13 protein-coding genes are annotated in these 13,064 nt (G+C 61.7%); 12 read left to right on the top strand and 1 reads right to left on the bottom strand.

The genetic code is table 11. The features are described from left to right. Positions 1-280: 280 nt before the first annotated feature. From BLW50_RS10180 to BLW50_RS10135, 10 genes are all read left to right on the top strand, one after another. On the top strand, positions 281-1,453 hold the full coding sequence (locus BLW50_RS10180) for a cysteine desulfurase family protein (protein ID WP_090701230.1): 1,173 nt from the start codon (positions 281-283) through the stop codon (positions 1,451-1,453). Between the two features lie 70 nt (positions 1,454-1,523). Continuing rightward, positions 1,524-2,993 carry a Fe-S cluster assembly protein SufB gene (gene sufB, locus BLW50_RS10175; RefSeq protein WP_090701227.1) on the top strand — a complete coding sequence of 490 codons (1,470 nt, stop codon included), beginning with the start codon at positions 1,524-1,526 and terminating at the stop codon, positions 2,991-2,993. Beyond that, the gene (locus BLW50_RS10170) at positions 2,993-3,436 is read left to right on the top strand and encodes a hypothetical protein (protein ID WP_139267555.1); all 444 of its coding nucleotides are present in this window, start codon (positions 2,993-2,995) and stop codon (positions 3,434-3,436) included. Before sufB ends, BLW50_RS10170 begins: the two co-directional genes overlap by 1 nt. 56 nt (positions 3,437-3,492) lie before the next feature. Then, positions 3,493-4,242 (top strand): Fe-S cluster assembly ATPase SufC, encoded by a 750-nt coding sequence (gene sufC, locus BLW50_RS10165; RefSeq protein ID WP_090701223.1) that lies wholly within the window; start codon positions 3,493-3,495, stop codon positions 4,240-4,242. Positions 4,243-4,249: 7 nt separating this feature from the next. Then, positions 4,250-5,521, top strand: coding sequence for a Fe-S cluster assembly protein SufD (sufD, locus tag BLW50_RS10160; protein WP_090701220.1), 1,272 nt, complete (start codon positions 4,250-4,252; stop codon positions 5,519-5,521). Next, a complete protein-coding gene (locus BLW50_RS10155; protein ID WP_090701218.1) occupies positions 5,518-6,753 on the top strand; it encodes a cysteine desulfurase in 1,236 nt (411 codons plus the stop codon). Before sufD ends, BLW50_RS10155 begins: the two co-directional genes overlap by 4 nt. Positions 6,754-6,803: 50 nt before the next feature. After that, entirely contained in the window at positions 6,804-7,202 is a 399-nt protein-coding gene (locus tag BLW50_RS10150) for an SUF system Fe-S cluster assembly protein (protein WP_090701215.1), read from the top strand. Positions 7,203-7,317: 115 nt separating this feature from the next. After that, a complete protein-coding gene (locus BLW50_RS10145; protein ID WP_244544194.1) occupies positions 7,318-7,701 on the top strand; it encodes a HesB/IscA family protein in 384 nt (127 codons plus the stop codon). A gap of 2 nt (positions 7,702-7,703) precedes the next feature. After that, a complete protein-coding gene (locus BLW50_RS10140; protein ID WP_090701210.1) occupies positions 7,704-8,123 on the top strand; it encodes a TfoX/Sxy family protein in 420 nt (139 codons plus the stop codon). A gap of 394 nt (positions 8,124-8,517) precedes the next feature. Continuing rightward, positions 8,518-10,575, top strand: a complete 2,058-nt coding sequence (locus BLW50_RS10135; RefSeq protein ID WP_244544193.1) for a TonB-dependent receptor — start codon at positions 8,518-8,520, stop codon at positions 10,573-10,575. 9 nt (positions 10,576-10,584) lie between these two features. On the opposite strand, the gene BLW50_RS10130 is transcribed toward BLW50_RS10135, so the two are convergent. Then, positions 10,585-11,472, bottom strand: a complete 888-nt coding sequence (locus BLW50_RS10130; protein WP_170850089.1) for a LysR family transcriptional regulator — start codon at positions 11,470-11,472, stop codon at positions 10,585-10,587. A gap of 143 nt (positions 11,473-11,615) precedes the next feature. Between BLW50_RS10130 and BLW50_RS10125 the strand changes: the two genes are divergently transcribed. Together BLW50_RS10125 and BLW50_RS10120 are read left to right on the top strand one after the other, a co-directional pair. Further along, positions 11,616-12,116, top strand: a complete 501-nt coding sequence (locus BLW50_RS10125) for a GlcG/HbpS family heme-binding protein (RefSeq protein ID WP_090701202.1) — start codon at positions 11,616-11,618, stop codon at positions 12,114-12,116. A gap of 14 nt (positions 12,117-12,130) precedes the next feature. Continuing rightward, on the top strand, positions 12,131-13,057 hold the full coding sequence (locus BLW50_RS10120; RefSeq protein WP_170850088.1) for an ABC transporter substrate-binding protein: 927 nt from the start codon (positions 12,131-12,133) through the stop codon (positions 13,055-13,057). Positions 13,058-13,064: the final 7 nt, after the last annotated feature.

Below are 13,064 nucleotides of genomic sequence, written 5' to 3'. Positions count from 1 at the left end.
CGATGGCAGGGCCGCCCCTGCCGCTCGGGCTGAAAATCTGTGAAACCGGGCCGTTTCCTTGACTTGGCCGCCGCAACGCATCAAAATAGTGTTAGAAGAATTCTAAACTACAACCCGATCCGTGCGATACACGTATTAGGCGAGGCGTCTGGAACGTAGGCCGGTTCAACCTGCGCGCTTCTAGCATGCCCGGTGGTTCGGAATGCAAGGATTAATACGAGATATGGGGTGTCTGGCGGCGTTTTGAAGCCGGCGGTCGCCTGTTGAGGATCCGAATCTGATGTCCCTGGCCCGTCATTATATGGACTACAACGCCACCGCGCCGCTTGGCGCGCCGGCGCGGCAGGCCATGTTGGCGGCACTCGACCTGCCGGGCAATGCCTCATCTATCCATAGTGAGGGGCGGGCGGCGCGGGCTGTGATCGAAAAGGCGCGGGCTGAGGTCGCTGGTCTGGTCGGCGTTCCCGCTGCCCAAGTGACCTTTACGGCCGGCGGCACCGAGGCCGCCAATACGGTTCTGACGCCCCATGTGACGATCCGGAACGATTCGCGGCCATTCGATTGGCTGCTCATGGCCGCTGGCGAGCACCCTTGCGTGCTGCAAGGTCATCATTTCCCGGCAGATCGGGTGCGGATCGTGCCGCTGACCGCCGATGGCGTGCTCGATTTGGCCGCTCTGCAGCAGGAACTCGATAGTCTGGGCGAGGCCCGGGCCATGCTGGCGTTGCAAGCCGCCAACAATGAAACCGGCGTTCTACAACCAGTGCGCGAAGCCGCCTCTCTGGTACAAGCCCGGAACGGTATTTTGGTCTGCGATGCCGTTCAGGCGGCCGGCCGCATCGACATTTCGGCCGCCGCGCTCGGCGCCGACATCATATTTGTGTCAGGCCATAAGCTTGGCGGCCCAAAGGGCATCGGAATGCTTGCCTTTGCCGCCGCTTCCACCCATATCAGCCCTGCATTGGTACGAGGCGGCGGTCAGGAGCGCGGCCTACGTGCCGGCACCGAGAACATTGCCGCGATTGCCGGCTTTGGCGCTGCTGTTGTATCAGCGCTGGCGGATCGCGAAGCGCGTATGGCGGAGTTTCGCCACTGGCGTGAGCGGCTCGAATCCGGGCTGACCGCGATGTTCCCGGATCTTGTGGTGTTCGGCGCTGCCGCGTCGCGCCTCGGGAACACCAGCGCATTCGCTTTGGCGGATGCGCCGGCCGAAACACTCCTGATCGCCTTGGATCTGGAAGGTTTCGCGGTGTCGTCGGGTTCGGCCTGTTCGTCGGGCAAGGTGCAACCTTCGCACGTGCTCGCGGCGATGGGTGTCACAGGGGATCTGGCCAAGGGCGCGCTGCGCGTCAGCCTTGGGTCGGGCAACAATTTGGACGATGTCGATCGCTTCGTGCAGGCGTTCGGCAAAGTCGCGAACGGAATACGCGCCCGCCGCAAGCGGGCGGCATAAGTGCACCGGGCAACCGGTGTTGACGTGTCCTACCAGCGGTCCTTGAAACCGCCCACGGTGGAGAAGTGAAATGGCAGCCGTCCTCGAGACTCTCGAAACGGTGAAGTCTGTCGATGTTGATGCGTACAAGTACGGCTTCGTCACCGACATCGAATCTGACAAGGCCCCCAAAGGCCTGAATGAAGATATCGTCCGCTTCATCTCGGCGAAAAAGAACGAGCCCGCTTGGCTGACCGAGTGGCGGCTCGATGCCTATCGCCGTTGGCTCACCATGACCGAGCCGAAGTGGGCGCGCGTCGATTATCCCAAGATCAACTATCAGGATCTTTATTATTACTCGGCGCCGAAGACCCATGCCGGTCCGAAGTCGCTCGACGAGGTCGATCCCGAGCTGTTGCGGACCTATGAGAAGCTCGGCATTCCGCTGCGTGAGCGCGAGATTCTGGCTGGCGTCCAGGGCGCCAAGGTTGCCGTCGATGCCGTGTTCGACAGCGTTTCCGTCGCCACAACCTTCCGCGAGGAGCTTGCCAAGTCCGGTGTCATCTTCTGCCCGATCTCGGAAGCGGTGCACAGCCATCCGGAACTGGTGAAGAAATATCTCGGCTCCGTCGTTCCGGTGACCGACAATTATTTCGCCACGCTCAACAGCGCCGTCTTCTCCGATGGCTCCTTCGTCTACATTCCGCCGGGCGTCCGCTGCCCGATGGAACTGTCGACCTACTTCCGCATCAACGAGCAGAACACCGGGCAGTTCGAGCGCACCTTGATCATCGCGGACAAGGGCGCTTACGTCAGCTATCTCGAAGGCTGCACGGCGCCCAAGCGCGACGAGAACCAGCTGCACGCGGCCGTTGTCGAACTCGTCACGCACGACGATGCCGAGATCAAATATTCGACGGTGCAGAACTGGTATCCAGGCGACAGCCAGGGCAAGGGCGGCATCTACAATTTCGTCACCAAGCGTGGCGACTGCCGTGGCGCCCGCTCCAAGATTTCCTGGACGCAGGTGGAGACCGGCTCGGCCATCACCTGGAAATATCCGTCCTGCATCCTGCGCGGCGACAATTCCCGTGGCGAATTCTATTCGATCGCCATTTCCAACGGCCGCCAGCAGGTCGATAGCGGCACCAAGATGTTGCATCTCGGCCGCAACACGACGAGCCGTGTCATTTCCAAGGGCATTTCCGCTGGCCGCTCCAGCAATACCTATCGCGGCCAGATCTTCGCCCATCGTAAAGCCGACGGCGCCCGCAATTTCACCAATTGCGACTCGCTGCTCATCGGCAATGCCTGCGGCGCCCACACCGTGCCTTATCTTGAATCGCGCAACTCCGGCGCGGTGTTCGAACATGAAGCGACGACCTCGAAGATTTCCGAGGACCAACTGTTCTACTGCATGCAGCGCGGGCTGAGCGCCGAGGAGGCGACAGCCTTGATCGTCAACGGCTTCGTCCGCGACGTGTTGCAGCAATTGCCGATGGAATTCGCCGTCGAGGCGCAGAAGCTTATCGCCGTCAGTCTTGAGGGGAGCGTGGGCTAATGTCACGGCTCGCTATTCCTATGGGTCTTGTGGCTGCGGCTTTATTGCAACCGGCGGCGTTCGCCTGCGATTGCCCTCGATACAAAGACCCAGTCAAGCAAGCGGAGCGAGAGGCTGCTCAACGAGATCGACTGGTGGCCGTTAAGGTTTTGGACTTCCGCCTTGAACAGAATTCTAAGTACGGCTTGCTCGGTACCGCATTAGTCAAAGTGGTCAAGCAGCCGAGCAAGGGACGGTTTCCTCAGACCTTCAGGGTTGTATCGATGGGCGGCAATGAAGGTGGCAATTGCGGCGGAGCAAGTCTTTTGTTCGAAGCAATGTCAAAGGACGCTCGTCTTTCTGCAAGCCTTAGTCCCGTCGACGCGAAGGGAAGCTCTTGGCTGACGACGGGCTGTGAAATTGCCGAGGTTGGAGAATGGGAAAGCGCCTACAGCGCAAATTAGCCCATTCGCACGACCACACTTAGTCAACGACGAGAGATGTTCGTCGGGAGATTGGAATGTTAGAGATCAGAAACCTTCACGCCGAAATCGATGGCAAGAAGATATTGAATGGCCTGACGCTCACGGTGAAGGGCGGCGAAGTCGCGGCGATCATGGGACCGAACGGTTCCGGCAAGTCGACCTTGTCTTACGTCGTCGCCGGCCGCAGCGACTACACCGTCACCGAAGGCCAGGTTTTCCTCAACGGCGAGAACATTCTCGAACTGCCACCCCACGAGCGCGCCGCGCGCGGCCTGTTCCTGGCGTTCCAATATCCGGTGGAAATTCCCGGCGTCACCACCCACGTCTTCTTGCGCACGGCCTTGAGCGCCCAGCGCAAGGCGCGCGGCGAGGAAGAGCTGAAGACCGCCGAATTCATGAAGCTGATGCGCGCCGCCGCCGACAAGCTGTCGGTGACCCAGGAAATGCTGCGCCGTCCGCTCAACGTCGGCTTCTCCGGCGGCGAAAAGAAGCGTCTCGAAATCCTGCAGATGACCTTGCTGGCGCCGAAGTTCGGCATTCTCGACGAAACTGACTCCGGCCTCGACATCGACGCGCTGCGCGTCGTCTCCGATGGCGTCAACGCCTTGCGTGCGCCCGATCGTGGCTTCCTCGTCATCACGCACTATCAGCGGCTGCTCGACCACATCAAGCCGGACACCGTGCACATCATGGCCCAGGGCCGCATCATCAAGACGGGCGGCCCCGAACTGGCGCTCGAACTCGAAAAGCACGGCTACCGCGACTTCGTCGCCGACGCGGCGTGAGGGTATCATGGCCGTGCAATTGCAGACTGTAAGGACGCCGGCCGAGGAAGCCATTCTGGCGCGCCTCGCCGAGAGCGGCCGCCGTAACACCCAGACCCGCGACAAGGCCGTGGCGCGGCTGCGCGCCGGCGGCTTGCCGAACCGGCGCGTCGAATCCTGGCACTACACCGATCTGCGCACCCTGATGCGCGATGCGCCGCCGCCGTTCGAAGCCTTCACCGACGATCTCGTCGCTGAGGCGATGCGGATGCCGATGGCTTTGACGTTGAAGGATGCGGCGCACGTTCTGTTCGTCAACGGCCGCTTCGTTCGCCATGCCGGCGCGCTGGAAGTGGTCGATGCGGACACTGGCGATCAGCCCGCGGCTGCTGGCGATGCCTATGGCGATGACGGGGCCGTGGCCTTGCATCGTGCCTTCGCCGGGCGCACCACGACTTTGCGCGTGCCGCCGGCCCATCGCAGCGTCGTCCATCTCGATTTCCGCGAGATCGGCGCAGAGGCTTTCTCGACATTTCCCCATCTGGTGATCGAAGTGGTCGAGGGCGCCGATGTGCTCGTCCTCGAAACCCATCGCGGTCCCGATGAGCTCAGCTATCAGACCCACGCGCTGATCGAATTCCATGTCGCGCCGTCGGCGCGCGTCGAACATGTGCGGGTCAATGAAGCGGGCAACCGCGCGCTCAGCCTGTCGACATTAGGCGTCGAGCTGGCCGCGCGCGCCACTTTCCAGTCGTTCTCACTGTCGTCGGGCGCTGGCGTTTCGCGCCATCAGATTTTCCTGCGCAGCCTCGGCGAGCACGCCAAGATTGGCCTCCATGGCGCCACGCTGCTGCGCGACCGCCAGCACGCGGACACGACCCTGGTGGTCGATCACACCGCGCCGCGCTGCGAGAGCCGCGAATTCTATCGCTACATTGTCGATGATGCGGCGACGGGCGTTTTTCAGGGCAAGATCGTTGTGCAGCCCAATGCGCAGAAGACCGACGGCGGCATGAAATCGCAGACCATCCTGCTGTCCGACACGGCGGCGATGAACAACAAGCCGGAGTTGGAAATCTTCGCCGACGACGTGATCTGCGGCCATGGCGCCACCTGCGGCTCCTTGAACGAAAATCATCTCTTCTATGCCCATGCGCGTGGCATTCCGCCGGCCGAGGCCGAGGCGCTGCTGCTCGAAGCGTTCGCTGGAGAAGCCATCGACCGGGTGGGCGATGAACTGGTGCGTGAACAGCTCATGGATAAGGTGCGCGCCTGGCTCGCGCAGCGCGTGAAATCATGAATACGCGGGTGCAGCCTTACGACGTCATGAAAGTGCGTCAGGATTTTCCGATCCTGAACGAGCGTCCCTATGGCAAGCCGCTTGTCTATCTCGACAATGGCGCCTCGGCCCAGAAGCCGCGTCAGGTGCTCGACCGCATGCGCCATGCCTATGAGCATGAATATGCCAACGTCCATCGTGGCCTGCATTACCTCGCCAATGCGGCGACGGAAGCCTATGAGACGGCGCGCGAGCGCACGCGGGCTTTTCTCAATGCGGGCTCGACCGAAGAGATCATCTTCACCCGCAGCGCCACCCAGGCGCTGAACCTGGTCGCCAGCTCCTTCGGTCGGGCCCATATCGGCCCGGGCGATGAGATCGTCCTGTCGATCATGGAGCATCACTCCAACATCGTGCCCTGGCATTTCCATCGCGAGCGCAATGGCGCCGTGCTGAAATGGGTGGGCATCGACGACGACGGCAATTTCCTGCTCGATGAGTTCGAGAAGGCGCTGACGCCGCGCACCAAGATTGTCGCGATCACCCATATGTCGAACGTGCTCGGCACCATCGTGCCGATCAAGAAGGTGATCGAGATCGCCCATGCGCGCGGCATTCCGGTGCTGATCGATGGCTCGCAGGGCGCCGTGCATCTGAACGTCGACGTGCGCGACCTCGATGCCGATTTCTACATCGTCACCGGCCACAAGCTTTATGGCCCGACGGGCATCGGCGTGCTCTACGGCAAGCGCAAGTGGCTGGAAGCCCTGCCGCCGTTCGAAGGCGGCGGCGAGATGATCGAGACGGTGAGCATGGACACCGTCACCTATAACGAGCCGCCGCATCGCTTCGAGGCCGGCACGCCGCCGATCGTCCAGGCCATCGGGCTTGGCGCCGCGCTCGACTATATGGATGGGCTCGGCCGCGACGCTATCCGCGCCCATGAGGACGCCCTGTGCGACTATGCGCTGGAGCGCCTGTCGCGCATCAATTCCCTGCGCATTTTCGGCCGGGCGCGGGAGCGGGGCGCGATCATTTCCTTCGAGATGAAGGGCGCCCATGCCCATGACGTCGCCACGGTCATCGACCGGGCCGGCGTTGCCGTGCGGGCCGGCACCCATTGCGCCATGCCGCTCCTGAGCCGCTATGGCGTCACGTCCACGTGTCGTGCCTCATTCGGTCTGTACAACACGATGGACGAGGTCGATGCTTTGGCCGAAGCGCTGCTGAAAGCGCAGTCCATGTTTTCGTAGCTCTTAGAAAGCCTTATTTTTATAGTAGATCTGCTCGCAGAAGGTGTCCGATGACCAATACCTTGCCCGCCCAGAAGCAGGACAGCGAAGACCAGCCGAACCGGCCGGATCTGACGCTCGATCCGGGCATCCCGCCGGAAGAGCTGGAGCGGCTCACCGAGGATATCATTGCGGCGTTGAAAACCGTGTTCGACCCGGAAATCCCGGTCGATATCTACGAACTTGGCCTGATCTATAAAGTGGCGGTGGGTGAAAGCCGCCAGGTCGAGATCGACATGACGCTGACGGCGCCGGGCTGCCCGGTGGCTGGTGAAATGCCGAAATGGGTCGAGGATGCGGTCTCGACCGTGAACGGCGTGTCCGGCGTCAATGTCTCGATGGTTTTCGATCCGGCTTGGGATCAGAGCCGCATGTCGGACGAGGCCAAAGTCGCCCTCGATATGTGGTGAGGGGCAGTTTTGAACGATGAAAGGTCTAAATCATAGGCCCTGACATCGGCTCAATGGCTCCCTATATTAAGCGTGAGATTCTTTCCCCGGGCCTTGAACCCGGCCGGAGGATGAAATGGTGAATGCAACAGTGGCCGCGAGGCCGAGACCCAAGGTGATGACATTGACGGACGCCGCTGCCGAGCGCGTTCGCGAGATCATGATCCAAGCTGAAACGCCGGTGGCCGCTCTGCGCGTCGGCGTTAAGAACGGCGGTTGCGCCGGCATGTCTTACACGATGGATTGGACCAACGAGATTGGCCGTTTCGACGAAGTGGTCGAGGCCAAGGGCGTCAAGGTCATCGTCGATCCCAAAGCGGTGCTGTTCCTCCTCGGCACTGAAATGGATTTCAAGATCGACAAGCTGTCGTCAGGCTTCGTCTTCAACAATCCCAACCAGACCTCGGCCTGCGGCTGTGGCGAGAGCGTCGCGCTGACGCCGGCCAAGCTCGACGACTGACCATGTCAGGGCAGACGGAACTCGAAGATCTGTTCCGTCCCTTTGGCCCCGTCGCCATCAAGCGCATGTTTGGCGGCCACGGCATTTATGCCGATGGCCTGATGTTCGCGCTGGAAGCCGGCGGCGAAGTCTATCTCAAGGTCGATGCGGAGAGCCTGCCGCAGTTCGAGGCCGCGAGCCTGCCGGCCTTTACCTATGAGACCAAGCACGGTCGGCAACACTCGATGTCTTATTACCTGCTGCCGGCCACGGCCTATGACGATGACGAAGTGCTGAAGCACTGGGCGGCGCTGGGCTTTGCCGCGGCGCGTCGCGCCGGTAGCGCCAAGAAAGTCGCGCCGAAGAAGGCTGTAGCGAAGAAGATCGCGTCGAAGAAGGCCGTTCCGAAAAAGCGGAAAGCCGCCTCGGGCACCACGCGCTAGAGCGCTTCATGCTTTGACGGAACATTGGTGACCGTCATTGCGAGCGCAGCGAAGCAATCCAGGGCCACAGGCATTTCTTGCCGTTTCAGCACATGCCCCTGGATTGCTTCGTCGCTGCGCTCCTCGCAATGACGCAGCGAAATACTCTAGCCCCCTGAGTTCTTTCCGTAGTCCCACGGATGAGGCATTTTGGCCTAAGCTCCAAAATAACGCTCAGACTCTAATTTGATGCATTGACGCTTAAATGTAGCTTTGGCTACATTCGCCGCGCTTGCCAAAGGAGGTCTGTGTGAGGGGCGTGTCGTTTCGTTGTGAGGATGTGCAGAAGCTTTCGCGTTTTTGTCGTCATTTCAGGCCTGAAAAAGCACTGCTGCTTTCAACGCTGATGACCCCGATGATGGAGCCGGCCTGGGCGCAAAGCGTGCAGCTCCCCGAAATCGTCATCGAAGCCGGGCGGCTGTCGTCGCGCGAGGGCGATGGCAAGGACGATCAAGGCAAGCTCACGGTCGTCGAGGGCACTTTCGTTCCGGTGACCGTGGTGAGCCGGGACGAAGTCGAGCGCAACGCCGGCCGGACGCTCGGCGACCAGCTGCAGTTTCAGCCGGGGATCACCACATCAGGCTTCGCGCCGGGCAGTGCCTCGCGGCCGATCATCCGCGGGCTCGACACCTATCGCGTCCGCATCCAGGAAAATGGCGTCGGCGTCCAAGACGCCTCGGATCTCGGCGAAGACCATGCCGTCCCGGTGGACCCGATGGCCATCCAGCAGATCGAAGTCATTCGCGGGCCGGCCTCGCTGCGCTTTGGTTCGGGCGCGATCGGCGGTGTCGTCAGCGCCGTCAACAATCGCATTCCCTTGCCCTCGACGCCCGAGGGTGTGACCGGCCAAACCCGCCTCGGGGTCACGTCGGTCGATCGCGGTGTTGAAGCAGGCCAGAGCGTCACTATGCGGCAAGGGCAGTTCGCCGTGCATTACGATGGCTTTGCCCGACGCACGCAAGACTATCAGACGCCGCTCGGCCGACAGTTCAACAGCTTCACCAATACTCACGGCTTCTCGCTCGGCGGCTCTTATTTCTTCGACAATGGCTTTGTCGGCGCCAATGTCAGCCGCACGAAAAGTCTCTATGGCATCCCCGGCTTGTCTTCCTATGTCGATCGCTCCCGCATCGATATGGAGCAGACGAAACTCTCGCTGCGCGGCGAGCTGCGGCCGGAGGCATCAGTGATCGAAGCGATCCGGTTTTGGGCCGGTGGCTCGCTCTATAGCCATGACGAGAACGGCCTGCAGCCGTTTGGCGGCTTTGGCACCAATCTCACCTTCCGCAACAAGGAATTGGAAACGCGCACCGAAGTGCTGTTTCAGCCCCTGGCGACGAGCCTGGGCGAACTCTCGATCGCGACCGGCGTTCAGGCTGGCATGCAGGAGGTTTCGGCCACGGGCGAGGCGGCGCTTCTGGCGCCGTCCACCACGAAATCGCTTGCTGCCTATGCGTTTGGAACGCTGAGCGTCACCGAGACGACCCGCCTGCAGCTGGCTGGTCGTGTCGAACATGCGTCTATCAAAGGCACGGCGGCGACATTCCCCGGCGATTACCTCGGCGCTTCAGGGATGCCGACAGAATTTGGGATCTCCAAGCAGTTCACGCCGATGAGCGCCAGCTTTGGCATTCTGCAAGACCTGCCACTCGACTTTGTCGCGTCCGCCACCGTGACCTATGCGCAGCGCGCGCCGCGCATCAACGAGCTTGCCTCGAAAGGCGCGCATGATGCGCCCGGCACGTTCGATATCGGCAATCCGAACCTGACCAAGGAAATCGGCAAGACAATCGAGATTGGCTTGCGCCGTGCGGTCGGTCCGTTGCGCTTCGATGCATCGCTCTACCAGACCGCGTTCACCGGCTTCATCTACAAGCGCCTCACCGGCAACAGTTGCGTCGATACGTTCGCCACCTGCGTGCCGGGCATCATTCCCGGCGATCTCAAACAGATTGTCTATGGCCAGCAGGACGCGACGTTTCGTGGCTTTGAAGTGAAGGCGCAATATGACGTCGGAGAGCTTGGCGCAGGGCAGTGGGGTGTCGAGGGCCAGTATGATGTGGTGCGGGCCCGTTTCGCCAATGGCATGGCGGTGCCTCGCATTCCGCCGCAGCGTCTCGGCGGCGGTGTTTTCTGGCGCTCGGACAATTGGTTTGCACGCACCAACTACATTCGCGCCTTCGCGCAGCGGACGATCGCGGCCAATGAAACGCCGACGCCAGGCTATAATCTGCTCAATGCCGAACTGACCTATCGCTATAAGCCGGAGTCTTCCTGGCTCCGCGAGATCACGTTCGGGCTCGTCGGCAGCAATCTTCTGAACGTGCAAATGCGCAATCACGTGTCGTTCCGCAAGGACGAGGTATTGATGCCGGGGCGCAGCGTGCGGGCATTCCTGACCGCGAACTTCTAGAGCATCGACTTAACGGCGCGGTTCCTTGAACACGGCGCAAAGGTCGCGCGCCAGCGGCGAGAGCGCGACGTTGCGGCGCGACAGAATGCCGATGGTGCGGGAGATGCGCGGGCGGCTGAGCGGCAGGATGGCGACATCCTTGGCGTTCAGCGCATCCACCGCGCTTTGCGGCATGATCGTCAGCCCAAGACCTTCGCGCACCAGCCGGAAGGCCGTGATCGTGTGCTGCACCTCATAAGCCCAGTTCGGCGTCTCGCTGCGATTGCCGAGGGCTTGATCGACGATGAAGCGATTGGCCGTCTGCGGATTGACGCGAATGAGCTTCTCTTTGACGAGGTCGCCCCAAGTAATCTGCTTGCGCTTGGCGAAAGCATGGCTCGCCGGGCACACCGCCACATAATCTTCGCTGAACAATGTCTCGGTCACCAGATCATGATTGCCGGCGGCGATAATGGTCAGGCCGAATTCGACGGTGCCATTGGCGACCAGCGCGCCGATCTCGTTGGCCGAGGTATCGACGACGCTGACGGTGACATCGGGATGGCGCGCATCGAAGATCCGCAGCGCTTGGGGCAGCAGATCCATGGCGATGGTTGGCAGGCAGGCAAGCGATAGCTTCTGCCGCTTGACCACGGCCTGAGTGCGAACCCGTTCCAGTTCGGCGTCCATGCCCGCGAGCATGCCTTTGATCTTGGGCAGCAGCGTCGCGCCCTCATCGGTCAGCACGACATCGCGGTGCGAGCGCCGGAACAGCTGCACGCCCAGGCTGCCCTCGAGCTTTTTGACGCGATGGCTGATCGCGGTTTGCGACAGGTTGAGATGTTCGGCTGCCCGCGTGAACGAGGCGAGTTCGGCCACGCCGACAAAGGCTTCCAGGCCGAGCAGATCGATTTTCATGACGGGTTCCCGGAGCGGATTGGCGGAAGCTCCAGTCATGAATTTAATTCATTCATGCTCAAAAATAAACCATTTGATTCATGTCGTAGCGGCATCGATGGTGGCCCTCGTTTCAGCCCAGCCAGAACGTCGAGGGAAGCAGGATGCGCGGCATCACCATGGACCAGTCGCTGTCCATTATTCTGAATACTTTCAAGAAGGCCGAGGAGATGGAGGCCTATGCGCTGGCGGCCATCGTGCTGGACGCGGGCGGCCGTGTAAAAGCTTTCCTGAAGCAGGACGGCGCCTCCATGATGCGTTTCGAGATCGCGCGCGGCAAGGCTTTCGGCGCTTTGGCGCTCAACCGCTCGTCGCGCATGGTGCTGCAGAAGTCGCGCGAGAAGCCGCCGTTCATGGACACGCTGCGCGATCTCAGCGACGGACAGATTTTTCTGGAAGCGGGCGGACAGCTCATCCGCGATGAGTTCGGCGAGGTCATCGGCGCCATCGGCGTCACCGGCGATGTCAACGAGGTCGACGATATCTGCGCCATCGCTGGCATTCGCGCCGCCGGCTTGAAGTCGGACGAGGATTTCTCGGAAGCGGAATCGAAGCGCCTCAACATCAAGATCGCGCCGCCACTCGTCGACCCACGGCAGCGTTGAGGAGATTGATGCCCGTGGACCGTCTGGTCGTCAGCACGTTTCCCAACGCCAAGGCGCTGCCGCTCTGGGCCGGCGTCGAGCAGGGGATTTTCGCGGCCCGATCGCTCGATCTCGCCGTGCACGAGACCGGCAGTTCGCGCGAGCAGCGCGAAGGGCTGGCTTCAGGCAGCATCGATATCGTGCAGGCCGCGATCGACAATGCGCTGGCGATGATCAAGGCCGGCCATGACGTCGTCATCCTGATGGGTGGCGAAGGTGGCATGAACGATTTCATCGTTCGCCAGGACATCCGTTCGCCGCGCGATCTGCGGGGGCGGGTGCTGGCGGTTGATTCCCCCGATACGGCCTATGCGCTTTTGCTGCGCAAAGTGCTGGCGGCGCATGGTCTGCGTTACGGACACGATTACGAACTGCGCGCCGTCGGCAATGGCGGCAAGCGCCTGCGCGCTCTGGCGAAGGATCGGCAGCTTGCCGGCGCCATTCTCAATCCGCCCTTCTCGGCGGAGGCGATTTTGGGCGGCATGCACAGCCTCGGGCGTCTCGATGATCTCGTCGGTCCCTATCAGGCCGGCGGCGCCTTTGCGCAGCGATCCTTCGCGCAGAAGTCAGGATCGCTCATCGAGCGCTACGTTCAGGGCTATGTCGCGGCGCTCGATTGGTTGCGCGAGCCAGGCAATGCGGCAACGGCACAGCGCCTGTTGCGTGAGCGGCTCGCCATCGCCGGGGATGTAGCGGAAGCGACCTATCGGCGGCTGTGCGATCCAGCCTCCGGCTTTGCGCCGCAGGCACGCCTCAACTGGGCCGGCTTTCGCGCCATGCTCGATGTGCGCGCCGAAACGGAAGGGCGCGACGCCAAGTTTGAAGACACCAAGGCCTATGTCGACGAGACCTATTACGAACGCGCCATCGCGCGCATAACCAACGAAACAAGCGTGCCATAGCGCGCCC

It is taken from the genome of Beijerinckia sp. 28-YEA-48, assembly GCF_900104955.1.
Classification (GTDB): domain Bacteria; phylum Pseudomonadota; class Alphaproteobacteria; order Rhizobiales; family Beijerinckiaceae; genus Terripilifer.
This window is presented reverse-complemented; position numbering and strand designations above follow the sequence as displayed.

Coding starts and splice junctions, on each gene's coding strand:
- sufC (WP_090701223.1), top strand. CDS start 3,493: ATGTTAGAGATCAGAAACCTTCACGCCGAAATCGATGGCAAGAAGATA.
- BLW50_RS10180 (WP_090701230.1), top strand. CDS start 281: ATGTCCCTGGCCCGTCATTATATGGACTACAACGCCACCGCGCCGCTT.
- BLW50_RS10155 (WP_090701218.1), top strand. CDS start 5,518: ATGAATACGCGGGTGCAGCCTTACGACGTCATGAAAGTGCGTCAGGAT.
- BLW50_RS10145 (WP_244544194.1), top strand. CDS start 7,318: ATGGTGAATGCAACAGTGGCCGCGAGGCCGAGACCCAAGGTGATGACA.
- sufD (WP_090701220.1), top strand. CDS start 4,250: ATGGCCGTGCAATTGCAGACTGTAAGGACGCCGGCCGAGGAAGCCATT.
- BLW50_RS10135 (WP_244544193.1), top strand. CDS start 8,518: ATGATGGAGCCGGCCTGGGCGCAAAGCGTGCAGCTCCCCGAAATCGTC.
- sufB (WP_090701227.1), top strand. CDS start 1,524: ATGGCAGCCGTCCTCGAGACTCTCGAAACGGTGAAGTCTGTCGATGTT.
- BLW50_RS10125 (WP_090701202.1), top strand. CDS start 11,616: ATGCGCGGCATCACCATGGACCAGTCGCTGTCCATTATTCTGAATACT.
- BLW50_RS10150 (WP_090701215.1), top strand. CDS start 6,804: ATGACCAATACCTTGCCCGCCCAGAAGCAGGACAGCGAAGACCAGCCG.
- BLW50_RS10140 (WP_090701210.1), top strand. CDS start 7,704: ATGTCAGGGCAGACGGAACTCGAAGATCTGTTCCGTCCCTTTGGCCCC.
- BLW50_RS10130 (WP_170850089.1), bottom strand. CDS start 11,472: ATGAAAATCGATCTGCTCGGCCTGGAAGCCTTTGTCGGCGTGGCCGAA.
- BLW50_RS10170 (WP_139267555.1), top strand. CDS start 2,993: ATGTCACGGCTCGCTATTCCTATGGGTCTTGTGGCTGCGGCTTTATTG.